General features: G+C 43.6%; 22 protein-coding genes and 1 other annotated feature. Of the genes, 3 read left to right on the top strand and 19 right to left on the bottom strand.

Going from position 1 to position 22,928, the window contains the following annotated elements; translation table 11 throughout:
• Positions 1-130: 130 nt before the first annotated feature.
• From hemG to pepA, 18 genes are all read right to left on the bottom strand, one after another.
• Positions 131-1,552, bottom strand: a complete 1,422-nt coding sequence (gene hemG, locus PVE40_RS05380) for a protoporphyrinogen oxidase (RefSeq protein ID WP_274730863.1) — start codon at positions 1,550-1,552, stop codon at positions 131-133.
• A 181-nt stretch (positions 1,553-1,733) separates the two neighbouring features.
• Entirely contained in the window at positions 1,734-2,093 is a 360-nt protein-coding gene (gene rplT, locus PVE40_RS05385; RefSeq protein WP_274730864.1) for a 50S ribosomal protein L20, read from the bottom strand.
• 55 nt (positions 2,094-2,148) lie between these two features.
• Complete coding sequence (gene rpmI / locus PVE40_RS05390; RefSeq protein ID WP_274730865.1) at positions 2,149-2,349, bottom strand: 50S ribosomal protein L35; 201 nt, start codon at positions 2,347-2,349, stop codon at positions 2,149-2,151.
• A gap of 24 nt (positions 2,350-2,373) precedes the next feature.
• A complete protein-coding gene (gene infC, locus PVE40_RS05395) occupies positions 2,374-2,895 on the bottom strand; it encodes a translation initiation factor IF-3 (protein ID WP_274730866.1) in 522 nt (173 codons plus the stop codon).
• A gap of 26 nt (positions 2,896-2,921) precedes the next feature.
• Positions 2,922-3,058, bottom strand: a sequence feature (ribosomal protein L20 leader region).
• A 297-nt stretch (positions 3,059-3,355) separates the two neighbouring features.
• Positions 3,356-4,543, bottom strand: a complete 1,188-nt coding sequence (locus tag PVE40_RS05400; RefSeq protein ID WP_274730867.1) for an amidohydrolase — start codon at positions 4,541-4,543, stop codon at positions 3,356-3,358.
• Between the two features lie 13 nt (positions 4,544-4,556).
• Positions 4,557-6,491: a threonine--tRNA ligase gene (gene thrS, locus PVE40_RS05405; RefSeq protein WP_274730868.1), complete on the bottom strand. Its 1,935-nt coding sequence runs from the start codon at positions 6,489-6,491 to the stop codon at positions 4,557-4,559.
• 344 nt (positions 6,492-6,835) lie between these two features.
• The gene (gene dnaI / locus PVE40_RS05410) at positions 6,836-7,759 is read right to left on the bottom strand and encodes a primosomal protein DnaI (RefSeq protein ID WP_274730869.1); all 924 of its coding nucleotides are present in this window, start codon (positions 7,757-7,759) and stop codon (positions 6,836-6,838) included.
• Entirely contained in the window at positions 7,759-9,189 is a 1,431-nt protein-coding gene (locus PVE40_RS05415; RefSeq protein ID WP_274730870.1) for a replication initiation and membrane attachment family protein, read from the bottom strand. The genes dnaI and PVE40_RS05415 overlap by 1 nt, the downstream gene beginning before the upstream one ends.
• Positions 9,186-9,686, bottom strand: a complete 501-nt coding sequence (gene nrdR, locus PVE40_RS05420) for a transcriptional regulator NrdR (protein ID WP_274730871.1) — start codon at positions 9,684-9,686, stop codon at positions 9,186-9,188. The genes PVE40_RS05415 and nrdR overlap by 4 nt, the downstream gene beginning before the upstream one ends.
• Positions 9,687-9,764: 78 nt before the next feature.
• Positions 9,765-10,367 carry a dephospho-CoA kinase gene (gene coaE / locus PVE40_RS05425; RefSeq protein ID WP_274730872.1) on the bottom strand — a complete coding sequence of 201 codons (603 nt, stop codon included), beginning with the start codon at positions 10,365-10,367 and terminating at the stop codon, positions 9,765-9,767.
• On the bottom strand, positions 10,364-11,224 hold the full coding sequence (gene mutM / locus PVE40_RS05430; protein ID WP_274730873.1) for a DNA-formamidopyrimidine glycosylase: 861 nt from the start codon (positions 11,222-11,224) through the stop codon (positions 10,364-10,366). Before mutM ends, coaE begins: the two co-directional genes overlap by 4 nt.
• A 77-nt stretch (positions 11,225-11,301) precedes the next feature.
• Positions 11,302-13,953 (bottom strand): DNA polymerase I, encoded by a 2,652-nt coding sequence (gene polA, locus PVE40_RS05435; protein ID WP_274730874.1) that lies wholly within the window; start codon positions 13,951-13,953, stop codon positions 11,302-11,304.
• A 10-nt stretch (positions 13,954-13,963) separates the two neighbouring features.
• Complete coding sequence (locus PVE40_RS05440) at positions 13,964-14,452, bottom strand: MaoC family dehydratase (protein ID WP_274730875.1); 489 nt, start codon at positions 14,450-14,452, stop codon at positions 13,964-13,966.
• A gap of 157 nt (positions 14,453-14,609) precedes the next feature.
• The gene (gene murC / locus PVE40_RS05445) at positions 14,610-15,941 is read right to left on the bottom strand and encodes a UDP-N-acetylmuramate--L-alanine ligase (RefSeq protein ID WP_420828513.1); all 1,332 of its coding nucleotides are present in this window, start codon (positions 15,939-15,941) and stop codon (positions 14,610-14,612) included.
• A 156-nt stretch (positions 15,942-16,097) separates the two neighbouring features.
• Positions 16,098-16,736: a hypothetical protein gene (locus tag PVE40_RS05450; RefSeq protein ID WP_274730876.1), complete on the bottom strand. Its 639-nt coding sequence runs from the start codon at positions 16,734-16,736 to the stop codon at positions 16,098-16,100.
• A 30-nt stretch (positions 16,737-16,766) separates the two neighbouring features.
• Complete coding sequence (ytpR, locus tag PVE40_RS05455) at positions 16,767-17,384, bottom strand: YtpR family tRNA-binding protein (RefSeq protein ID WP_274730877.1); 618 nt, start codon at positions 17,382-17,384, stop codon at positions 16,767-16,769.
• A gap of 25 nt (positions 17,385-17,409) precedes the next feature.
• Positions 17,410-17,739: a thioredoxin family protein gene (locus PVE40_RS05460; RefSeq protein WP_274730878.1), complete on the bottom strand. Its 330-nt coding sequence runs from the start codon at positions 17,737-17,739 to the stop codon at positions 17,410-17,412.
• 18 nt (positions 17,740-17,757) lie between these two features.
• Entirely contained in the window at positions 17,758-18,834 is a 1,077-nt protein-coding gene (pepA, locus tag PVE40_RS05465; protein ID WP_274730879.1) for a glutamyl aminopeptidase, read from the bottom strand.
• A gap of 213 nt (positions 18,835-19,047) precedes the next feature.
• Between pepA and PVE40_RS05470 the strand changes: the two genes are divergently transcribed.
• Positions 19,048-19,398, top strand: coding sequence for a PepSY domain-containing protein (locus tag PVE40_RS05470; RefSeq protein WP_338033470.1), 351 nt, complete (start codon positions 19,048-19,050; stop codon positions 19,396-19,398).
• A 167-nt stretch (positions 19,399-19,565) separates the two neighbouring features.
• Here PVE40_RS05470 and PVE40_RS05475 read toward each other — a convergent pair whose 3' ends face one another.
• Positions 19,566-20,480: a DMT family transporter gene (locus PVE40_RS05475; RefSeq protein ID WP_274730880.1), complete on the bottom strand. Its 915-nt coding sequence runs from the start codon at positions 20,478-20,480 to the stop codon at positions 19,566-19,568.
• 218 nt (positions 20,481-20,698) lie between these two features.
• Here PVE40_RS05475 and PVE40_RS05480 point away from each other — a divergent pair, with 218 nt between their 5' ends.
• Both PVE40_RS05480 and thrC read left to right on the top strand, forming a co-directional pair.
• Positions 20,699-21,295 (top strand): 50S ribosomal protein L25, encoded by a 597-nt coding sequence (locus PVE40_RS05480; protein WP_274730881.1) that lies wholly within the window; start codon positions 20,699-20,701, stop codon positions 21,293-21,295.
• Positions 21,296-21,437: 142 nt separating this feature from the next.
• Entirely contained in the window at positions 21,438-22,925 is a 1,488-nt protein-coding gene (gene thrC / locus PVE40_RS05485) for a threonine synthase (RefSeq protein WP_274730882.1), read from the top strand.
• Positions 22,926-22,928: the final 3 nt, after the last annotated feature.

The following is a 22,928-nucleotide window of genomic DNA, read 5'->3' on the forward strand; positions in this document are numbered from 1 at the left end:
ATTACCAGACGCCACTAGAAGTGTTTTTGAGTTACCTAGACGAATCTACTTTGTCTAGCTTAAATTGACAAATCAAAAAACAAAAAAACTTTTTGATTGTTTTGCTAAAACAAAACAGTTCAAAAAGTTTTTATTTAACAGGTGTAATAGTCTTCATATAAGCAAGAGCGTTTGCTGCCAAGGTTCTTCCTTCCTTGATGGCATTATGCATCCCGTAACCATGATATCCATTCCCACCGATAAAAATGCCTCGTTTGCTGAAGCTATTCTTAAAGCGTTCTTCGTTTTGGACCATCGCTTCTCTTGCTTCTTTTGTTACATGCGGAGTCGCTTGTTGCCAACGGAATACAGAAGCAGAATGGTACGATTCTCTTAGTCCCAGAATTTCTTCCAGCTCTTGTTCAATGATTGGTAAAATGGCCTCATCCGGCAATTGGATGAGCATATCTTCTTGTCTTCTTCCAACTTCTACTAACAAGTAATCATATTTCGCATCGGCTAGCGATTCCCATTTGCGGTTCAAAAAGGTAGCTTTACTAATATGGAACACACTACGTTTAGGAATCACAAACCCAAAGCCAGACGGATAGCGGGTAATTGCACCTTTCGGAAATTGGAATAGGATTGTTCCCATATCAGAATTAGAAGTCACGGGCAACAGCCCAGACCCTCGTTTCCCTTCCTTCATAATATGGGTAAGTTCTGATATCGACACCGTAGAAATGATGCTACCGACTCGAATCTCATCTTCTTTGTTCAATTCCAGCGATAATACGCCCTGTTCTAAACGCGAAACATCCGTTAACTGCCGATTTGTTTCCACATGATCGCCAACAAACTCCAGCAAACGATGAACCAGAGTTGCCATACCTCCGACCAGTGTATATTCCTGCCCCGATCGATCCATCAATCTTTCTCGTTCGGCAACGTCCACTTTCCTAGCTGTCCCCTTTTCAAATAAAGACAAAAGGTTTGGATCAAAAAAAGGTGGCGCACATAATTCCATAGAACCATAAATGTTTTCTGGATAATGTGGGAGAGCGATGAGATTGCTTATTTCGGAACAAAAACGTAAATCTAAGAATTCTTTTGTAGTTAATTGTTTCTTCTCACAAGAACGAGCTTGATTGGATGAGTAATTAAACAAGGCTCTTAACTTGTCCCCGGTAGATAACTCTTTGTCGTAAAAAAGATCGACAATCCGCAGAGGAATTCCGTGATAGGTCGGTTTATCTGAAGAAACAAATTCATGATTGCTGTAGCGGTCCAACTTCCCGCCTTGGCTGTACTGAATCTGATCTTCTAACCCCAGCTCCGCCAGGAAAGAACGCTCGTCACCTCTACGCAGGTCGAAACTACTCGCACCCACATCAACTGGACCGTCTTCTGTCTGAAACGTTCGAATCATTCCGCCAGAAAAACTCATTCGCTCTAGAACGACAAAGTCGAATGGTAAGTTTTCTTTCATAATTGCTTTTTTTATCTCATAAGCAGCAACAAGACCACTCAAGCCACCGCCGACAATCGCAATCCTCTTCTTTGCACGTTCCATTTTTACACCTTCTTCATCTATCCGTTCGACAGATAGCTTCTTTACCTAATCATATACTAGTCCTACCAATAAAACTGTGAACAGTTTATGACAAATATTGACAAAACGTTTACAAAACAAGTCAAATTAGATGACAAAAAAAAGACCATGACACGAGTCACAGTCTTCCTCTATCAAACAATTATTGGTTCAAAGCTGCTTTAGCTTGTTCTGCGATTGCAGTGAAAGCTGCTGGATCTGTAACAGCTAGGTCAGCAAGCATCTTACGGTTCATTTCATTTCCAGAAACTTTCATACCGTGGATCAATTTGCTGTAGCTCAAACCGTTCATGCGTGCTGCAGCGTTGATACGTGCAATCCACAATTTACGGAAGTTACGTTTCTTTTGACGACGGTCTCTGTATGCGTACATATTAGATTTCATCACTTGTTGTTTTGCTACTTTGAATAATTTATGTTTTGCTCCATAATAGCCTTTCGCCAATTTTAAGACTTTTTTACGGCGACGGCGCGTTACTGTTCCACCTTTAACACGTGGCATGGTAATTCCTCCTTATGAGAACACTCTGTTCTCTTCTAATTTCATTGTAAATCGATTATTTCATTTGTGAAAGTTGTTGGCTGATACGTTTCATGTCAGAAACATGAACCATTGAGCCATGACGCAGTTGACGTCTTTGTTTCTTTGTTTTTCCATGGAATCTGTGGCTAGTAAACGCACGGAAACGTTTCAATCCGCCATTACCAGTTCTCTTGAAGCGTTTCGCAGAGCCGCGGTGTGTTTTTTGTTTTGGCATTAGTCTTTCCTCCTAAATAAATCGTTACTTGTCAGTTTTTGGAGCCAGCATCAAGAACATGCTTCTGCCGTCCATACGTGGATGGGTCTCAATCGAAGAAATATCTGAAAGTTCAGATGCAAGGCGATCCAGGACTTTCTGTCCAATTTCTTTATGGGTGATTGCACGACCACGGAAGCGGATCGAAGCTTTCAATTTATCGCCGTTTTCCAAAAACTTACGTGCACTACGTAATTTTGTTTGGAAATCATTCTCATCGATGGAAGGACTTAAGCGCACTTCTTTGATGTTGACCACTTTTTGGTTCTTACGGACTTCCCGCTCACGTTTTTGTTGCTCGAAACGGTACTTTCCGTAGTCCATAATACGGGCTACTGGCGGATTAGCATTTGGCGATACTAACACGAGATCCAAGTTTTCTGCTTCAGCTAAGCGTATAGCATCTACTTTCGTTTTAACTCCGATTTGTTCACCATTGCTCCCGATTACTCGAATTTCGCGTGCTCGGATTCCGTCGTTTACCATCATATCTTTAGCTATGGTCATTCACCTCCATGATTTTTGCGAGAAAAGCGCAGAAAAATAGGCGGATACCTAAGTACCCGCCTACAATAATCACAGTAATTCCTACTGCAACGAATGTGTACATATCTAGCCCAAGGACATATAGGTCAACTTAGGCGAGAAGCGGGTGCTTCTGCTTTGAATTTCTCAACTATCATATTGTACTACGTATTTCCTTCAATGTCAAATACTTTCGTATGACTTCCACAATCAAGAATTATACGTTGCTTGTTCAAAAATAGCAACCCTTTTTTATGTGCGGCAAAAGAATGCCCCCACAGTTCGGCTAAGTGAGACTACTGAACACATCCTACTTGTCCGAACTTATTCTTGTTCGGCCAAGTGAGACTGGAAAAGGTGCTTCACTTGGTCGAACTGCTATTTGAAAAAAACAGGAAAAATGAAAGAGTACACTCCCATTTTCCCTGTCTTCTATTTGTCATTATCTTTCCAGTGCAGTCAAGGTAATGTCTGCCACAGCTTTTGCAGCTACGAGCAAGGCTTTTTCATTGATATCAAATTTCGGATTGTGATTCATGAAATACTCGTCTGCATCTGGCTTCGCTCCGACATTCATGAATGAACCAGGAATTTTGAGCAAGTATTGGCCGAAGTCTTCTGCCCCATTATTTGGCGGCGCCGACACAACATTCGTTAGATAGTTGCCAACTCCTTTTTCTTGCAAAGCTTTGGCTGCTTTCTCTGTTTGTTCCGGGTGATTGTAAACCGGCGGATAGTCCCAGTGGTATTCGAATTCTGTTGTAACGCCAAAGGACTCTTCCAAGCCGCGTGCCAACTTGCGCATCTCTTCTTCAATCTTCTTGCCGACTTCAATGTCCATGTAACGAGCGTCTCCTTGGATAATCAAATTATCCTTGATTACATTCGTTGCACCCATGCCTTCAAAAGAACCAACCGTCACAACAGCCATATCGAAAGGATCGATCCGGCGTGACACGATGGTTTGCAAGTTCATCACATAAGAAGCAGCTGCTACGATTGCATCGTTACTCAAATGCGGCATAGAACCATGCCCGCCGTTGCCTTGAATTTTTAATTTGAATTCACTGCATCCAGCATACGCCCAACCATTCGCATATTGAATCTCGCCTACTTCGAAGCTTGGATAAAAATGGATTCCATAAATTTCATCCACATCATCCAACTCACCGGAGTCAACCATACTTTTCGCGCCGCCAGGTCCTAATTCTTCTGCGTTTTGATGGACAATCTTGACTGTCCCTGCCCATTCGTCTTTTAACTGAATCAAGCAGTCCGCTAGAATCATTAAATAGGCTGTGTGCCCATCATGTCCGCACGCATGCATCACGCCCGGATTCTTGGAAGCAAACGGCAAGCCGGTCGCTTCTTCGATTGGCAGGGCATCAAAGTCAGCCCGCAAGGCGACCGTACGACCTGGTTTACTTCCTTTGATGGTTACGATTATTCCGTACCCATTTCCGACGTTGCGCTTTACTTCAACGTCTTTTCCAGCGTAGAATTCAGCAATCGTATCTGCTGTTTGTTTTTCTTCAAATGAAATTTCAGGATTCTCATGGAAATGACGGCGCAGTGCAATCATTTCCTCTTCCCGTTCACTCAGTAGCTGCATTAATTGCTCACGCACCATAATTTCCCACCTTTTACTTAAAGTTTTTAATTTCGTCTTCTACTGCATTCAAGTATGCTTCAACGGACATCGATTCCATTTCTTTTGAGCCGTAGCGGCGAACCGTTACAGTTCCTTCTTCGACCTCTTTGTCACCAATTACGATTTGATAGGGAATTTTTTGAGTTTGAGAAGCACGAATCTTGTAACCCATTTTCTCATTGCGGTCGTCTACCTCTACGCGCATGCCCAAGCGTTCCATTTGTGCTTTCAATTCATACGCACGGTCAGCATGTAAATCAAGGCGGACTGGAATAATTGTCGCTTGTACAGGAGCCAACCAAGTTGGGAATGCTCCTTTATACTCTTCAATTAAGTATGCCACAAAACGTTCCATTGTTGAAAGAACGCCTCGGTGGATAACGACTGGACGATGTGTATTTTCGCCGTCTTCCCCTACATACGTTAAGTCAAAGCGTTCTGGCAATAGGAAGTCTAACTGAATGGTAGACATTGTTTCTTCGATTCCAATCGCTGTCTTGAATTGGATATCCAATTTTGGACCGTAGAAAGCTGCTTCGCCTGTTGCTTCGTAGTAGTCAAATCCCATGTCATCCATCGCTTCTTTCAACATGGATTCTGCTTTTTCCCACATCTCATCGTCATCAAAGTACTTCTCTTTGTCTGCTGGATCACGGTAGCTCAAACGGAAACGGTAGTCGGTAATGTGGAAGTCTTTGTAAACAGCCAACACCAACTCCAACGTACGTTTGAATTCGTCCTTGATTTGGTCTGGGCGAACAAATACGTGTGCGTCATTCAACGTCATCTCACGTACTCGTTGCAAACCGGATAGTGCTCCACTCTTTTCATAACGGTGCATCATTCCAAGTTCCGCAATCCGGATTGGCAATTCACGGTAGCTATGCAGATCGTTTTTGTAAATCATCATGTGGTGTGGACAGTTCATTGGACGAAGTACCAGCATTTCTCCATCGCCCAAGTCCATTGGTGGATACATATCTTCATGATAGTGATCCCAGTGACCAGATGTTTTGTAGAAGTCTACGTTTGCCATGATTGGCGTATAAACGTGTTGATAGCCAAGGCTTGTTTCTTTATCTACGATATAACGCTCGATTGTACGGCGAATGGTTGCGCCTTTTGGCAACCAGAATGGCAAGCCGGAACCAACTTCTGGAGAAACCATGAACAAGTCTAGTTCTTTTCCAAGTTTGCGGTGATCGCGTTGCTTCGCTTCTTCACGCATTTTTAGGAATTCGCTCAAGTCTTTCTTGTTGAAGAAAGCTGTCCCGTATACCCGTTGCATCATTTTATTGTCAGAATTTCCTCTCCAATAAGCACCTGCCAGGGATAATAGTTTTACAACCTGAATTTTCCCAGTAGAAGGAACGTGAATGCCACGGCACAAGTCTGTGAAATCTTCTTGTGTGTAAACCGTGATGACTTCATCTTCAGGAAGTTCGTTGATCAGTTCTGTTTTGTACGGGTCATTCTTGAAAATTTCCAGCGCTTCTGCACGTGTTACTTCATCACGGACAATTGGATAGTTGGCACGGATGATGTTTTGCATTTCTGCTTCTACAAGCGGTAATTGCTCTTCCGTCAATTGTTGTGCCATGTCCGTGTCATAGTAGAATCCTGTTTCAATTGCTGGGCCCACTCCGAAATGAATACCAGGGAATAGACGTGTTAATGCATGGGCCAATAAATGCGCCGATGAGTGGCGTAAAATGCCTAATGCATCTTCGTGATCAGCTGTTACGATTTCTAAACTTCCATCTTCTTCAAGCGGCCGTGTGAAATCAACCAGCTCCCCATTAAATTTACCTGCTAGAGCTTTTTTGGCTAAACTATTGCTGATGCTTTTCGCAACTTCTTCAACAGTAATGCCTTGTTCAAAATTTTTGATCGCTCCATCTGGAAACGTGATTTGAATTTCTGCCATGTTTTTTACCTCCAATTTTATTTTTGAGAACAAAGGAAAAGTAAATCAGAACGCAAAAACGTCCCTCCTTAAATGCAACTGCACTTAAGAAGGGACGTTCAATCATTACGTGGTTCCACCCTACTTCAACTACTTGAAACAAGTAGTCCTTCAGACGCGTTAACGGGCGTACCCGGACACTGTTCACCAATGTCACTCGAAAGTGGTCCAGCCAAAAGGGCATTGAGATGTCACACCACCCATCTCTCGCTTGGAATGCTCGCTTCTTCTGTATGTCTTTCTCATTGTTTTCTCTTATGAATATGCTTATTAAACCACTAACCTCGCCAAAAGGCAAGAACTTATCAATCGAAGCGGCGGTTTTTCCCAGTTAAGGCAACTTCTTTCGCCAAGTACTTGATTCGTTCCATCAAACGCTTCGCTTTAATCGGTTCATCATCGCCGCGGTTTCCCATCCGCAAATGCTCCTCTAACTCACTGAAGTTAAAGTTGGAGGAGAAGAACGTCGGCAACTTCTCTTGCATCCGGTGCTGCAGGATAACACCCAATACTTCGTCTCGAATCCACGTGGAGTTTACTTCTGCACCAATATCATCCAGCATCAAAATTTCACTATTTTTCACCGCATTCAGCTTGTCTGAAACGGAACCGTCTGCAATGGCGGCCTTCATTTCCTGAGTGAAAGTTGGATAGTGCATCATCGTGATGACATGTCCGCGTTTCGATAACTCGTGAGCCATCGCACCTAGTAAATACGTTTTCCCTGTGCCAAAGGGACCATAGAGATAAAACCCTTGATGATAATCCTTCGGTGACTCTGTGTATTCATCCATAAATGCGTACGCCATCATCAATACGTTGTTGCGGTCCTGCGTCATGATGATTTTGTCCATCGTAGCGGTTCGGGCATCCTTTGAAATGTTCATGGCATTGATCCGACTTCTTAGTTCCCGCTCTTTTTCGCGTTGCACCGTTTCCGGTGTCGGCAAGTAAACAACATCAATGTACCCAGAGTTCAGCGCAAGTTTCGGTTCGTATCCCGGGTTCTGCCCTTGTTCTCCCCGTGCCAACTTGTTCTTCTCTTGTACAAATTCATAGAGCTTCGAATAGCTATTTTGAATCATCTCTTGAGAGATTTGGTCTTCCTCTTTTTTTAGGAAAAGCTGGACGTCTGGATCGTTTAGAACAGATTGGACCATTTCTTCATATTGTTTACGAATATCGGGTTGTTTCATATAGCGATTAAACCCTCTGCTGATGTGATCCATTATTCATCCCCTGCCTTTCCCTTTTCGCGGAATCGTTTCAATCGTTCCATAAATTCTTTTTGCATATCTTCTGACATCATCTCTTCTTCAACCGGTTGCTGTTCATCCTTTGCCCATTCCGGCAACTTCTCTACCTTGCGAACGACATTCTTCCCATAGTAGCGGTTCGCACGGTTTTCCTTGCGCTTTTCGGTTGCGGCTTTGACTTTTCCGACAAACATCTTGGTTTGTTCAATCGCTTGTTCTGGCGTTACCACTTCTGCTTGCATCCAGTTATCGGCCAATGTTTCCGCGAAATCCTTCCCAAGCTTGGAGTGGTCTTGAATAACCAAAGCATAATAAATCAAAATATTTAAAATAGCAGGAGTCAAGTTATACTGCTCCATCAATCGGTTCAGAAGCAGGCGTTCACTTTCGGTGACCTTTCCCTTTTTCTGTTTCTTAATATTGGTAATAAAGGCATACGGGGTGCGTTTTTCACTCAACAAAATCAGTTTCACTTCACTAGCTGAGTAGCCAGCTTGTTCCAGCTGTTTCTTCCGTTGTTCCTTTTCCTCTTCGGTACGTTGCTGTTGTACTTCTACCTTATCGGTTAACCTTCTGCCGGGGCGACCCGTATTGCCGTAAGACTCCGCAACCGTCTTCGTCAGTTCGTCTGCGTCGACCTTCCCCGTTTCCAGATTGGTTGCCCGAAGCAAATACTGCGACATCTCTACTTCATCAATGCCGTAGAGCTTATGGAGCACTTGGACGCTATGCTTCAATTCTTTGGTTAAGGCTTCCGGACTGAAAAATTCACGCTGCATCAAGTCCTTCAAGTAAGAAAAATTGAATCCATCTGCCTGAATGTTCGGTACGGTACCTTCTCCTGTCTTCACATAGGTACGGTTTCCATCCAGTTGCGCTTCATTCGGCTGATGTGCGGAAGGTGCGAAATGATACACATCCAAAAAGGACTTCGTAATTTCTTCCACATTCGTTTGATCCAACTTTTTGATGCTGAAGCGGTTCTGCAAGGTTGTATACTGCTTCTCCCCTACATGCTCCAATAACAACAATCGCAACAAGTCTTCTTTGAAAAACGCTTCGCTACTAAGCGGCGGTGCCGGTTGATACACGTATGACTTTTCCGGTTCTTGCTTCAAGTACGTATGCAGCAAACCGATCCCTTCCAAGCGAATCCGTGCCTGATAAAATTCAGGAATCCCCATCCCTAACAAGGTAAGGAGTTCGGCATGCAAAAGCTCTGGGCTCTGATACGATCCGTTTTCTACTTCTGCAAGAAGCGTCATATACAAACTATAAGCTTGGGGACCAATGATCGGTTGGTACAGCAAAGTCACTACATTTTTGTCGATGTCGGTAATAAATTGTGTTTTTTGAATGAGAAAGGAGTCCTTAGGGCTTAATTCTTTCCAAGGATAATTCATTCTTCATGACCTTCTTCTTCCGACGGTATCGGTTGTTCGATTGGTATTTTATTTTCTAATTTTCTCAGTTCATCCAGGAACGTTTTTCGGTCGGAAAACTGGCGGTACACACTAGCGAACCGAATATATGCGACATCATCCAAATCGGCTAATTTGTCCATAACATATTCACCTATGACCATGCTGGAGATTTCATTCTCTCCGAGTGCACGTACTTCACGTTCTACTTCTGTGACCATTTCTTCTAATTGTTCCAGGGCGATCGGCCGTTTCTCACAAGAGCGGATCAACCCGCGCAACAATTTCTCACGGCTGAATTCTTCACGCGTTCCATTTTTCTTGATCACTAATAGCGGTGATTGTTCGATGCGCTCAAAAGTCGTGAAGCGATAATGGCACTCTTCACATTCTCTGCGGCGCCGAATGGATTGATTTGCTTCTACGGGGCGGCTGTCCACTACCTTTGTTCCATGGTGATGACACTTGGGACATTGCATGTATTCTACCCCTTTCTTCTTATTTTCTTCTGTAAGTATACCATATCTAGAGGGTGAATTTACCCAGTTTCAAGAGGGTCATTGGCTTTTTTTAACTTTTTCTAACCATTTATCCACTTGACGGTAGGTTGTCTCCAAGTCAAAACTGTTATCAATGACATCGTCTGCTTGTCGTATTTTTTCTGCGAGGGGCATTTGACTGTCCATTCGTTGCTTCGCTTCTTCTTCGCTGAGTTGGTTTCGTCTCATCAACCGCTCCAACTGAATCTTTTCATCCGCAGCGACAACCAAGATATGATCATACTGCCGTTTTACTTTCGTTTCAAAAAGAAGCGGAACATCGAAAACAATCAAAGGGACCTGCTCCTTCTCCAAGCGTTCCCGCTCCTCGTCCATCCACTGATAAATAGCAGGATGGAGCAATTCATTTAGGAGCTGCTGCTTTTCTTTGTCAGAAAAAACAATAGCGCCTAACTTCTTCCGGTCTAGGGAACCATCTGGCAGTAAAATAGATGTACCGAAATGTTTCACCAACTTCTGCAGCCCCGGCGTCCCTACTTCTACCACGTACCGAGCAGCCTTGTCCCCATCGATAATGGGAATCCCCTTGGCAGCCAGGTATTTCGAAACAGTCGACTTTCCCGTGGCAATGCCGCCGGTTAACCCTACGAGAATACTCATTTCTTTGGCCCCACTTTTATTATCTCACCCGAATAGCGTTGGCAATTGGGGCAAAAGTGCGTGCCACGTTGGGCAACTTTTATTTTCTCAATCGGCGTTCCGCAACGAGGACACGGTTCGTTCTTTTTACCGTATACGTTTAACTTTACTTGGAAGCTTCCCTTCTCGCCGGTACTATTCACATAACTCCGAACCGTGGTGCCGCCTAACTCTACCGCCTTCTGAATCACTTCAATAATGGCCGCATGAAGCTCGCCGGTTTCTTTTTCATTCAATTGATTGGCTGGTTTCAAGGGATTTACCTTTGCCAGGAAAAGTGATTCATCGGCATAAATATTCCCCACACCCGCCACGATGGTTTGATCTAAGATAACCGGTTTGATGGCACGGCTTGTTTTAGCTAGCTTCTGATGAAAGTTGTTTACTTGGAACTGTTTGGCAATCGGTTCTGGACCAAGTTTCCGGATCGGTTCGTAATCCATTCGTTTGTCGATTGGCAGCAAGGTAAAACGGCCAAACTTGCGGACATCCAGATAGCGTAAATCTCTTCGGTCACTCAGATGAAAGACCACATGTGTATGTTTCTTGTATGGTTCTTCTTGGGAAACAACTTCATACTTTCCTTCCATCCTTAAATGCGAGACCATCGCCCAATGATCCATCAAGAAGATTAAGTATTTCCCTCTTCGTTCGATGGTGTGAATTTGTTCTCCCACCAGTACTTCCTTAAACTTCTCGGAGGAAAAAGGCGGTGTAATCATCTTATTCCAAAAAACATCCACACTCGTAATGACCGCTCCACTAACAAGCTGGTTTAGGCCGCGGCGAACGGTTTCCACTTCGGGCAATTCTGGCATAGATAAATCCTCCTTTTCTACTAAATAGGCGCAAAGATCACTCAAACGCTCTCTTTCAACGTTTGAGTGACCCTGTATTATTTTGCTTCGTACCAGTTGTCTCCAAAATTGCTGTCGACTTCTAATGGAACGGATAGTTCTACCGCATTTTCCATCATTTCCGGCACTAATTTTTCTAATAGAGGCACTTCCTCAGCAGGACACTCGAAAATTAATTCGTCATGTACTTGGAGCAGCATTTTCGCTTTTAGGTTTTGTTCTTTCAAGGCTTTCTGCATCCGAATCATCGCTACTTTCAAAATATCTGCCGCGGTACCTTGGATAGGCGAGTTGATCGCAGTCCGTTCCGCAAAAGAGCGCAAGTTAAAGTTGCGACTATTAATATCAGGCAAATAACGACGACGATGGTACAAGGTTTCTACAAACCCTTTTTCACGTGCTTCTACCACAATGTCTTCCATGAATTGCTTAATTCCTGGATATTTTTCAAAGTAGCGGTCAATAAAGTCTTTGGCTTTATTACGGGTAATTCCTAAGTTCTGGGACAGACCATAATCACTAATTCCATAAACAATTCCAAAGTTTACTGCCTTCGCCTGACGTCTGACGTTTGACGTTACCGAAGCTTCATCCGCAATACCAAATACCCGCATGGCCGTTGAAGTATGGATGTCTTGGCCTTCGATAAACGCTGCTTGCATGTGCTCGTCTTTCGAAATGTGAGCCAACACGCGCAGTTCAATCTGCGAATAGTCGGAAGCAAAAATCTTCCAGCTTGGTTGGGACGGTACAAAGGCTTGACGGATTTTCCGTCCTTCTTCCATACGAATCGGAATGTTTTGCAGATTCGGGTCATTTGAACTTAAGCGTCCCGTTTGCGTAAGTGTTTGCGTATAGATGGTGTGCACTTTTCCGGTTTCTGGCTTAATGAACTTGAGCAGCCCTTCCACGTAGGTGGACTGAAGCTTGGCCAACTGACGGTAATCCAGAATCATCTGGGCAATCGGTGCTGTCTCGCTTAACTTCTCCAGCACATCTACCGCAGTCGAATAGCCAGTCTTTGTTTTCTTAATTGGCGGAAGTCCCATCTTCTCAAACAAGATTACGCTTAGTTGTTTGGGTGAGTTAATGTTGAACGCTTCGCCTGCTTCAGCGTGGATTTGTTTTTCAATTTCTTCTAATCGTTGCGAGAATTCAATCTTCATTTTTTCCAATCGTTCTGGTTCTACTCGGATACCGGCGATTTCCATGTCTGCCAAAATGATGGCAAGTGGAAGTTCCATGTCATAGTACAACTCATGTTGGTTGTTTTTTTCTAATTCTTCATTCAGAGTTGGCATGAGTTGATGAATGGCTGCTACTTTGCGAGCAAGATGCTCATAGACCACATTCCAATCTGCCGGCACGGCGGTTTTCGCCCCTTTGCCATAAATCGTCTCATCAAAGGAAACTTCCTGATGGCCGTACTCTTGTGCCACGGCTGCTACATCTCGACCGCTGTCTTTGGTATTAATGATATAGGACGCCAACAGCATATCAAAGTCAATTCCAGCTAACTCGACTCCTGCGTAATGCAACATAACCTTCGTTCGCTTCGCGTCATAGACCTGTTTTTTCATTGAAGCGTCTTCTGCCCATTTTTTGAACGCTTCACTCTGCAAGGCAACTTCTGGTTTAGCGGTATAAATGTGTGTGCCGTTGCCCCAGCTGAGCGCTACAATCTTACCAAAGTGATAGTTATTTTCGAGCATCTCCACATACAAAGCCATCTCATCGCTGAAGTGCTCGGCTTTGATCTCATCAAGAGCGGTAAACGTGATGTCAGCAAATGATTCCGATCGGTCTTCTTCTTCATAATTCAGGTCGCGCAAGAAGCTGTTGAAATTCATCTCGCGGTAAAAGGCGATTAACTCTTCTTCCTTTTTCTCCGCTATCGCTAGCTCCTCCAACGTCAATTCAATTGGTGTTTCCACATCGATAGTCGCCAATCTTTTACTTAAGAAGGCATTCTCTTTGTCTGTCACCAAGTTTTCTTTCATCTTGCTTTCTTTCATCGCATCAATTTGCTCATACAATTGCTCAATCGAACCGTATTCCTTGAGTAACTTCAAGGCTGTCTTCTCGCCAACCTTCCGGACACCTGGATAGTTGTCGGAAGAATCTCCCATTAATCCTTTTAAATCAATGATTTGGAGCGGATCAATTCCCATTTCCTCCCGAATCGATTCCGGCGTATACGACTTCAATTCTGAGACACCTTTGACGGTAATATCAACACGTGTTTGATCAGTTGCTAGCTGGGTTAAGTCCTTGTCTCCTGAAATAATGACCACATCAAAACCAGCTGCTTCTCCTTGGCGGCTCAAGGTTCCAATAATATCATCTGCTTCATAATTCGCCAGTTCATAACTCTTCACGCCCATTGCCGATAAGAGGACTTTGAAATACGGCCATTGTTCTGCTAGCTCAGCCGGCATAGACTGACGCCCGCCCTTATAGTCATCGTAAAATTCAGTACGGAACGTTGTTTTTCCAGCATCGAAGGCGACCAACATGTGTGTTGGATTTTCAGTTTCAAATAATGTATGAATGATTCGGTGGAATGCATAGAGAGCATTCGTATGAAGGCCGTTCTGATTTTGGAAACGGCTCAAGTCCAACAAGCCATAAAAGGAGCGGAACGCCAAACTGCTGCCATCTAGTAATAATAATTTCTTTTTCTCTGCCATTTGATCTAACCTACTCTCCTATTTCTTGGGGAATGACCAACGCTTCTGTCTGAGGTAATTCCATCTTCTCCGGTGCTTCCACAATTAACTCTGCTTCCACTAACCGTTCGCCCGACAAGATCATTCCTTCTACATAAATCGTCACCAATCCGCGGCGTTCATCGATTCGCTTCACAACAAAATCAAACGTCACCGTCATATGATGATAAATCGGTTCAACGATATTCACCGATAGATCGACCACGTTAGACCCCGGACCCGGCAAATACTTCGAGACATTGCTCGTTAAAATTCCCATGACCAATACCGGTGGCACGACAGGTTGTTTATACTTCGTAAGTTGTGAATAATCGTATTGCAAGTAGAGCGGGTTGTCATCATTTGTTAAACCTAAATAAAGTAAAATATCTCGTAATTCAAAAATTTCGGTAACGGTAAGAGAATCTCCTTCTTTTATTTCATCAATGGTTTTCCCAATTTTGATATCTTTTAGTGCCATGAGACCCTTCCCTTCTTTGTACATAAATCCGTACACATGTTTAGTTTCATTTTAGCAAAACCCAAGCGGGAATTAAAGGCGTACCCGTTTCAACCCTGATAAAAAAGGAAAACCCGGACTTTCCACAGGATGGAAAATTCGGGTTCTACTGGTTCTACTAGTTTACTCTTTTTACACTGTGGCTCAACAGTTCTTCATATGCTTGAGCGAATTTTTGGATATCGCCTGCGCCCATGAAAATTGCCACGGCATCATGATACTGCAATAAAGGAGAAACATTGTTCAAGGACAAGATTTCTGCCCCTTTTTCTACTTTAGCGGCCAAGTCTTCAATAGATACATTCCCACTCTGCTCACGAGCAGAAGTGAAAATATCACATAGATAAACAGCATCTGCTTGACTCAACGACTCCGCGAACTCACTCATTAACGCGATCGTTCTCGTAAAGGTGTGTGGTTGGAAGATAGCAATAATTTCTTTGTCTGGATACTTTTGCTTTGCGGCATCCAAGGTTGCTTTGATTTCTTGTGGATGATGCGCGTAGTCATCAATCACAATCATGTCTTCTACCGTTTTTTCTGTGAAGCGGCGTTTCACACCACGGAACGTCAATAGTTGCGCTTGAACGGCAGCTACATCTAGCCCTTCTAAGTAACAGAACGTAATGACTGCCAAGGAGTTCAAGATATTGTGCGTACCGTAAAATGGAATACTGAACGTACCGAACGCTTCCCCTTTAATCGTAACGGTAAAGGTGCTGCCAGCTGTTGTTTTCTCTACATCATGAACCACTACATCGTTCTCAGCGTCAAATCCATAGCGGTAAATTGGTTGTTCAGCTTTCAGGCGTCCCATGTATGGATCGTCTCCACATGCAATGATCGCTTTCCCAACTTGCTGTGAAAACTGTTCGAATGCTTGGAAGACATCGTTGATATCTTTATAGTAATCAGGATGGTCGAAGTCAATGTTCGTGATGATCGCATAATCCGGTGCATACGCCAAGAAATGACGGCGGTATTCACACGCTTCAAGAACAAAGAAGTCAGCGTCTTCGCGGCCAAAGCCCGTTCCGTCCCCAATCAAGTAACTCGTTGGCTCAATGCCGCCCAGTACATGCGAAAGAAGCCCTGTCGTACTGGTCTTCCCATGCGAACCGGTAATCGCAATACTCGTATAGTTTTTGATAAACTGGCCAATAAATTCATGATAGCGAATGACTTCTAGTCCTAATTCCTTCGCACGAACGATTTCTTCATGACTATCTGGGAATGCATTTCCGGCAATGATGACCATGCCGTCTTTAATGTTTGCTTCATCGAATGTATAAATTGAAATATTGGCATCGTCTAACCCTTGTTGTGTGAAAAAGTACGTATCCACGTCAGATCCCTGCACGTTGTACCCTTTTCCATTCAAGATAAGTGCCAAAGCGCTCATTCCTGAGCCTTTAATGCCGACAAAATGATAGATTTTTTCGTTATTCATTATCTTCCTCCACCTACTTCAAAAACAGCTGCTAGTAATGTCAGGTATGGTTCATTGGTTTATTTGTTATCGTTTCTTTTCTGCGTATCGATGATACGTCAAGAGAAAATTCCACCACGAAAGTATATCATGTTCCGCAAAAAAAACAAACAACTCTCAGTCAAAATAGGATCGATACCCGTTAGAATCCGGTTTCTCAGGGCGTTTACTCCTGTTTTCCCAATTATTTTGCAACTGTTCTTGTTCCATAATCCCCAATAGCGAACGATGTAAGGCTTTCTTTGGAGCGGGTCGTTTTACCGATTCGGTCACCAGAGCGGCCGGTTCTTCTGATGGAGGATTCAAGTCAATCAAAATCAAATCTTCGGTAGGGACATACAACTCCGATTTTAGCGTTTGATAATCAATCGGTTGATCTTTTTTCTTCGCTTCGTATGTACTCCATAAAGATGGAAACTCCGTTTGCTTAAATGGACGACGGCTTTGGTAAAACGTTCCGTTCAACTTCCAATTTTGCTGTTCTTGATACGCTTGCTTTTCTTTATTGAACCGTTTTTGTTCTTTAATGAAGTAACTTTTCTCAACGCCTGATCCCGTTTCCTTTGCTACAGGTTGACGTAATCCAGCCTTGTTTTGGCGCAAAAATGGAACAGAAGGAGTCGTATCCAGTATCTCATCCGCTACAAAAGAAGAGCTCTTGGGCGCACGATTCTCCGTTGTTTCATCGCTCTTAGTCAACAAGTAATTGGGAAAAGTTTTTGGTTTCTCAGGCTTTTTTCCTTTTGTCTGATCCAAAGCGTTCACTCCTTCCTTCCCATTTTTCGTTTATCCATGCTGGAAAAATGGTTTCCCTGTCTCGGTTGTTGCATCCAAAACAAGGATGCCTTTCTTGCCGGTTGGATTTTCCACTTGCAGTTCTTTTGCAGAGCAGATCATTCCATTGCTCGCTACCCCGCGCAATTCGCCTGGCCAAATAATCATTCCGTCTGGCATCACTGCACCTGGTTTCGCAACGACTACTTTTTGACCTGCTTTGATGTTGCTGGCACCGCAGACAATCTGCAATACTTCCCCATTGTCCACTTCTGTTTGCGTCACATTTAAGTGATCAGAATCTTCATGCGGCACACATTCTTTCACGTGTCCCACTACGAATTTCGGTGAGTAGTCAAACGTCAACGTATCTTCGAACCCTGCATCTTTGATCAGTTGATTCAGTTGCTCGACTTCCTCATCGGTTAACTGTACCGGTCCGGTCCCATTTGGGGTAAAGGTGCTTGAGATTTCAAACACGTTATAGCTGACCGTTTCATTGGTTTCTTTGTTGAAAATACGCGTTACATTCCCTTTTGACTCACTTGCTATTAAGTCACGCGAAAGTTCGCCACTCGTTAATAAAAGGGTATCCCCTACTGCGTGTTGATTATAAAAACTTAGCCACATATGCTTACTCCTTCAGAATGATTCATTAATTTTGGATGTTTTGTTTTACTTGTGTAAGGAAATCTTCAATCTCTTCTTGTGTCTTGCGGTCTTTGGAAACGAAACGGCCGACCACTTCATTTTCGTTGTATACGACAAAACTTGGAATTCCCATAATTCCTAGTTCTTGTGCGAAGCCGAGATGCTCATCACGGTCTACTTCAACAAAGGTAAAGTCGTTGAACGTTTCTTCTACTGCCGGCATGAACGGTTTGATGAAGGTACAGTCGCCGCACCACGTTGCAGTGAAGAGAAAGACAACTTTTTTGTGGCTCATTAATGTTGGAATTTCATTCGCATCGGTTAATTTTTTCATGATTGATTCCTCCTAGAATTAGTTTCGTTTCATAATGGTTTCGTATGTACTCTTATCAAGTGACTTCGCTACTTGAATCACCATTTCCTTGGCTGCAGCATAGTCGTCAATATGGAACATGGTTTGGTGTGTGTGGATGTAACGCGCACTCACGCCGATTACCGCACTTGGAACACCGTTGTTCATCGTATGTGCCGCACCTGCATCTGTACCGCCTTTTGAGACAAAGTATTGGTACGGAATGTTGTGCGTTTCAGCGGTATCCAACAAGAATTCACGCATTCCACGTAGAGTGATCATGCCGGGATCTTGGATTCGTAATAAGAATCCTTCGCCTAAATGGCCGAATGTGCCGGTTTTGGTCTGAATGTCATTGGCAGGTGAACAGTCTACCGCGAAGAACAGATCCGGTTGGAACTGGTGAACGGCTCCTTTTGTCCCACGCAAGCCGACTTCTTCTTGAACGTTTGCGCCAGCAATGAGAGTGTTTGGCAACGTTTCATTCTTCAAGGCTTCCAGCGCTTCTAGTACGACTACATTTCCGTAGCGGTTGTCCCACGCTTTTCCGATGATTTTCTTTTTATTCGCGGTCCAGATGGTTTCCACTTGCGGCACAATTGGATCTCCCGGACGAACGCCGAATTCCATCGCTTCTTCCTTCGAATCAAATCCAGCATCGAAAAGAATTTCATCTACTTTAACGTCACCCGCTCCTGCGGTACCGCGCAACAAATGTGGCGGAATCGAAGAAGAGATAACCGGAATATCTTGTTCGCGTGTTTGCAACGTGAAGCGTTGGGCAGAAACAACATATGGATTCCAGCCGCCTAATGGGGTAACTTTCAGCATTCCATTATTCGTAATTTGAGTAACGATGAATCCCACTTCATCCATATGAGCCGCAACCATAATTCTTGGTGCGTCGGCTACACTGCTCTCTCGAACTCCGAAAATACCGCCCAAGCCATCTGTCTCCACATAATCGACGAAGGGTGTCATTTTCTCACGCATGTATTCGCGCACACGGTATTCGTTCCCACTCGTTCCCTGTAATTCAGTTAGCTCCTTAATGAGTTGAAATGTTTTTTCTTCCATAGTAGTTGTATTTGAAAAGGTCTCGGCAGCGACTCGCCCCTTTTCTTCCCCCTTTTTTCTCTCTTGTAAATCGAGTATCTCTTTTCATTATACCGAAAGCAACAAAAACGGGCAATGTTACGGGCTTAAATTCTACGGCTTTGAATAGCTTGTTATTTGGCTTTTATGCTATACTGGCTCTAGAAGCAAACTGGATGTTTAGGAGGGATCTCAATGATGTTTAATGAAGAATCTTTTTACGACCGAAATAGAGAAGGAGTTCTGGCAGGTATTTTGGTAGGTTCCGGTATCGTTATCGGCTCTGCGCTTACCGCTCTCTATTTAACCAGAAAGAAAGCAGTCAACGGTGATCAAATCTTAGAAAATGTGAAAAAAATGTTTCTAGCAGACGGCCCAATCGAAGGGTCTTGGATTGAACTGCATCCTGTACCACTTACCCGCTTTTCCTCAGAAACCGACGTCTACTACGGGGGAATTTCACGCAAGGAAGAAGAAGACCTCGTGCAATATGAATTTATTGCCGATGCGTATACAGGTACTATCTTAGATATTTATAAACTTTAGAATGATTCCTGCTCCGTCTGTTCTAGATGGGGTGGGATTTTTTATTTTATCTACTTTTGGATGGGTTCCGTTGCGATAGGCGGACGAAACGCTGTGACATCGCAACGATAAAAGAAAAAACAAAAAATCTCTCGTCATCCCATTAGGATAGCGAGAGATTTTTTCACCTATTCGATACTTAAAATAACAACACCCACAATAATTGCGGCAATGGCAAGGTATTGATTGCGTGTTAGTTTTTCTTTCAAGAAAATGCGCGAAAGGATAACGGAAACAACGGAATAAGCAGAAATCATCGGCGCTACTACGACTGCGTTTGAGCTGATTGCGTACACGTAGAAGAACTGACCCAATGTCTCAAAAATAGCAGCTAAGCCGCGGTTCACTTGATCCTTTGGCTTGAATGATTGCTTCTTGATTACAACAACATATACAAATACAAGTGCTGCTACGATCAGCCACGTGAATTCATAGGACAAGTTTGCTTGCATTTCAAGTGTTCCGTCATCAACCGGGGCATAGTAATCGAAGAACCAGGCATCTGCGAATGTACCCAGCGAATCTAAAAGTGCGTACATCAATGGGAAAAGCAAAGCCAAGGCGCCGTACTTGTATTTCCGGTCCACTTCTTCTTTGTTTTCCAGACGTTCTTGTTCAGCAAGACGCTGTTCAAATACGCCTAATAAAATAACTCCAGTTGTAATAAAAATAATAGCTGCTAACTGAATACCAGTCATTGTTTGACCAAGGAATAAAAAGGTCAACAAGCCAGCAATCGCTCCTGATGAATTTTGTACCGGTGAAGATACGGATAATTCCAAGAATCGTAAACCAGCGTACCCAACGGCCATCGATACAATATAAAAGAATGATACCGGCAAATACTTGATTAAGTAACTCGGATCATATTGAATTCCTTCGATTACGATGACATAGAGAGCATGCAGTCCCATGACGAGCCCGACCATGATAACGGTCTTCATATAGCTGTACTTGTCAGCTGGATCGGCACCTTTCTTATAAAATAAATCAGCTGTTCCCCAAGCTACAGTTGCTACTAGAGCGGGTATGAACCACCACATCCTCTATCAACTCCTTCTGTTTTTTAACATACTTAGTGAGTATACAAAAAGACAGGCGTGGGGACAACTGTTTTTTCACTTTCCTTTCATTTTTGTCCATGTAAAAGTGCTCTTATTAGCTATTCTGGTGCGTTAATGGTATAGTATCTTTATATTACGTGCATGAATCTGATAGTTCGTTTTTTGAACATCAGAAATGTCTACTGGAGGGAACGTTCATGAAATTAACAGCACAAAAGAGAGAAAGAGTCGGTTCTTCTGCCTCAAAAAAAGCTCGAGTGGAGAACAAAGTACCAGCAGTCATTTACGGAAAAGAATTCGATGCAACATCCGTATTGGTTGATCGCAAACAATTCGAGGAATTACTACGTGAGTTAGGCCGTAACGCGGTATTTAACGTAGACGTAGACGGGAAAGAAACCCAAGTAATGATCAAAAACATCGATCATTCACACATTAAACCTGAACTTTACAACGTTGAACTTCAAGCTCTGAAAGAAGGTCAAACGGTTACGGTTGAAGTAACCATTAACCTTGTTGGTGCAGAGAACATTAAAGAAGGTGTCTTCACTCAAACATTGAACGAGTTGGAGATTGAAACAGTTGCTACCGACATTCCACAAGAAATCACAGTGGAATTAGGCGAAATGGCAATTGGTGACACATTAACGGTTGGCGAATTAAAAGTGCCAGCAGGTGTTACCGTCCTAACCGATGCCGAAACAACGGTTGCAGTTGTATCTGCTCCATCTGTTGAGGAAGAAACGACAGATGAAGCTGCTGAGCCAGAAGTAATCGGCGAAGAAAACGAATAAGAGCACACAAGACTGGAGATTTTTCTCCAGTCTTTTTTATTTGCTCTAGGAACCGGGAGGAATGCGTCCCTTTTTTGCAATTGAATATTCTTTTCTTCTATGCCATACTTCCATTAACAAACTGTTAAAAGGAGCGATTTCAATGGATTTAGTTTATCACAGCACACGGGATACTTCCTTGCGCTATTCACCTTCCCAAGCAATCCTTAGCGGGATCGCACCCGATGGAGGGCTCTTCGTTCCTTCTTTTATGCCGGTTTTCCCGCTTCCTTTGGCCGAGTTGACTAGCCTTTCGTACCAAGACTTAGCCCACGTAATTTTCAAAGAATTTCTAACGGACTTTACGGAGCAGGAACTAAGGGATTGCATCCGCGTATATGATGACCGATTTGATACACCGGTGATTGCGCCGGTTGTCACTGCTGGCAATGTGCATTATTTGGAGTTGTTCCATGGCCCAACGATTGCCTTCAAGGACATGGCACTCTCTATTCTGCCAAAATTCATGACCGTTGCTGCCCAAAAAAATAAATTGGAAAACGACATTATCATTCTGACTGCAACAAGCGGCGATACAGGTAAGGCAGCTTTGGTTGGCTTCGCCGATGTTCCGCATACAAAAATCATTGTTTTTTATCCGAAAAATGGAGTCAGTGAGATTCAGGAACGACAAATGGTGACGCAGAAAGGTAATAATGTTCACGTTATTGCAATTGAAGGGAATTTTGATGACGCTCAGACGAAGGTGAAAGAGTTGTTTGCAGATCAGGAGTTGCGGCAAGAACTGGCCGCACATGGCTTGCAGTTTTCTTCCGCTAATTCTATTAATATCGGCCGTCTCCTCCCTCAAATTGTGTATTACTTTTATGCATATGGACAACTCGTGAAAGACGGAAAGTTGCAGCTGGGCGAACCGATGAATGTTACGGTTCCAACAGGGAATTTTGGCAATATCTTAGCGGCTTATTACGCGAAAGAAATGGGCTTGCCTGTTGGGAAACTCGTTGTAGCGTCCAATGAGAATAATGTGCTCTCCGACTTTTTCAAAACCGGAACCTACAACCGTAACCGCGATTTCTTGTTAACCACCTCCCCTTCCATGGATATTTTAGTTTCCAGCAATTTGGAGCGCCTGCTGTATCACCTTTCCGGCAATCGTCCTGAAGTCGTTCGTTCTCATATGCAATCTTTGTCGAAGGAAGGGATGTATGAAGTCGCCGCTACGATGTTGGAAGAGGCGCAAACATTCCACGCTGACTTCGCCACTGAGGAAGAAGTTGCAGCACAGATTCGCAGCGTAAAAGAAGAAACCGGCTACGTCATCGACCCTCATACGGCTGTTGCAGCGGTTGTCGCTGACAAGTATCAACAGGAAACCAGAGACCAAAGTGAGATGGTAGTTGTTTCAACCGCAAGTCCCTACAAGTTCCCTGAGGCTGTAGTTGCCGCGATTGATCCAACCCACACACCCGAGTCCCTGCTCTCTTCTCTTCATGCGGTGAAAAAGTGGAGTCACATCCCCTTCCCGCCTGCAATAAAAGAGGCTCTGGATGATCCTATTCTTCATGAGACAGTCGTTCCAGTTGCTGCAATGAAACAAATCGTCCGGCAAAAGCTGAATATTAGCTAGCAA

Source organism: Jeotgalibaca caeni (assembly GCF_028863945.1).
In the GTDB taxonomy this organism is placed as follows: Bacteria; Bacillota; Bacilli; order Lactobacillales; family Aerococcaceae; genus Jeotgalibaca; species Jeotgalibaca caeni.

What these genes read in the sequence shown, in the direction of transcription:
- hemG (WP_274730863.1), bottom strand. Translation starts at nt 1,552, where the DNA reads ATGGAACGTGCAAAGAAGAGGATTGCGATTGTCGGCGGTGGCTTGAGT.
- rplT (WP_274730864.1), bottom strand. Translation starts at nt 2,093, where the DNA reads ATGCCACGTGTTAAAGGTGGAACAGTAACGCGCCGTCGCCGTAAAAAA.
- rpmI (WP_274730865.1), bottom strand. Translation starts at nt 2,349, where the DNA reads ATGCCAAAACAAAAAACACACCGCGGCTCTGCGAAACGCTTCAAGAGA.
- infC (WP_274730866.1), bottom strand. Translation starts at nt 2,895, where the DNA reads ATGACCATAGCTAAAGATATGATGGTAAACGACGGAATCCGAGCACGC.
- PVE40_RS05400 (WP_274730867.1), bottom strand. Translation starts at nt 4,543, where the DNA reads ATGGTGCGTGAGCAATTAATGCAGCTACTGAGTGAACGGGAAGAGGAA.
- thrS (WP_274730868.1), bottom strand. Translation starts at nt 6,491, where the DNA reads ATGGCAGAAATTCAAATCACGTTTCCAGATGGAGCGATCAAAAATTTT.
- dnaI (WP_274730869.1), bottom strand. Translation starts at nt 7,759, where the DNA reads ATGGATCACATCAGCAGAGGGTTTAATCGCTATATGAAACAACCCGAT.
- PVE40_RS05415 (WP_274730870.1), bottom strand. Translation starts at nt 9,189, where the DNA reads ATGAATTATCCTTGGAAAGAATTAAGCCCTAAGGACTCCTTTCTCATT.
- nrdR (WP_274730871.1), bottom strand. Translation starts at nt 9,686, where the DNA reads ATGCAATGTCCCAAGTGTCATCACCATGGAACAAAGGTAGTGGACAGC.
- coaE (WP_274730872.1), bottom strand. Translation starts at nt 10,367, where the DNA reads ATGAGTATTCTCGTAGGGTTAACCGGCGGCATTGCCACGGGAAAGTCG.
- mutM (WP_274730873.1), bottom strand. Translation starts at nt 11,224, where the DNA reads ATGCCAGAATTGCCCGAAGTGGAAACCGTTCGCCGCGGCCTAAACCAG.
- polA (WP_274730874.1), bottom strand. Translation starts at nt 13,953, where the DNA reads ATGGCAGAGAAAAAGAAATTATTATTACTAGATGGCAGCAGTTTGGCG.
- PVE40_RS05440 (WP_274730875.1), bottom strand. Translation starts at nt 14,452, where the DNA reads ATGGCACTAAAAGATATCAAAATTGGGAAAACCATTGATGAAATAAAA.
- murC (WP_420828513.1), bottom strand. Translation starts at nt 15,941, where the DNA reads ATGAATAACGAAAAAATCTATCATTTTGTCGGCATTAAAGGCTCAGGA.
- ytpR (WP_274730877.1), bottom strand. Translation starts at nt 17,384, where the DNA reads ATGTGGCTAAGTTTTTATAATCAACACGCAGTAGGGGATACCCTTTTA.
- PVE40_RS05460 (WP_274730878.1), bottom strand. Translation starts at nt 17,739, where the DNA reads ATGAAAAAATTAACCGATGCGAATGAAATTCCAACATTAATGAGCCAC.
- pepA (WP_274730879.1), bottom strand. Translation starts at nt 18,834, where the DNA reads ATGGAAGAAAAAACATTTCAACTCATTAAGGAGCTAACTGAATTACAG.
- PVE40_RS05470 (WP_338033470.1), top strand. Translation starts at nt 19,048, where the DNA reads ATGATGTTTAATGAAGAATCTTTTTACGACCGAAATAGAGAAGGAGTT.
- PVE40_RS05475 (WP_274730880.1), bottom strand. Translation starts at nt 20,480, where the DNA reads ATGTGGTGGTTCATACCCGCTCTAGTAGCAACTGTAGCTTGGGGAACA.
- PVE40_RS05480 (WP_274730881.1), top strand. Translation starts at nt 20,699, where the DNA reads ATGAAATTAACAGCACAAAAGAGAGAAAGAGTCGGTTCTTCTGCCTCA.
- thrC (WP_274730882.1), top strand. Translation starts at nt 21,438, where the DNA reads ATGGATTTAGTTTATCACAGCACACGGGATACTTCCTTGCGCTATTCA.